The 415-nt window shown below is 64.6% G+C and carries 1 protein-coding gene; it reads left to right on the top strand.

Going from position 1 to position 415, the window contains the following annotated elements; genetic code table 11:
- A partial coding sequence (locus MOV74_RS40380) for an efflux RND transporter permease subunit (RefSeq protein ID WP_246933131.1) occupies window positions 1-415 on the top strand: 415 nt, incomplete at both ends.

Raw genomic sequence — 415 nt, 5'->3', positions numbered from 1 at the left:
CATGTACCGCGGCCTGCGCGCCATCGTGCGATGGTGCGTCAATCACCGCATCACCGTGGTGGCCGCAACCGTCGGCGTCTTCATCGCCTCGGTCGTCGGCTTCGGCCATGTGCAGCAGCAGTTCTTTCCGCTGTCCGAGCGGCCCGAGCTGTTCTTGCAATTGCGCCTGCCGGAAGGCACCGCGTTCAACGTCACCGAAAAGGCGGTGAAGCAGGCCGAGACGCTGCTGAAGGACGACAAGGACATCGAGACCTATACGTCCTATGTCGGCCAGGGCTCGCCGCGCTTCTGGCTCGGCCTCAATCCGCAGCTTCCGAACGAGGCCTTTGCCGAGATCGTCATCGTCGCCAAGGGCGTCGAGGCGCGCGAGCGCATCAAGGCCAAGATCGAGAACGCGGCTGCCGACGGCATGCTG

The organism is Bradyrhizobium sp. SHOUNA76, assembly GCF_023006445.1.
Classification (GTDB): domain Bacteria; phylum Pseudomonadota; class Alphaproteobacteria; order Rhizobiales; family Xanthobacteraceae; genus Bradyrhizobium.
The sequence above is the reverse complement of the archived record's forward strand: the minus strand, read 5'-3'. Positions and strand labels throughout refer to the sequence as shown.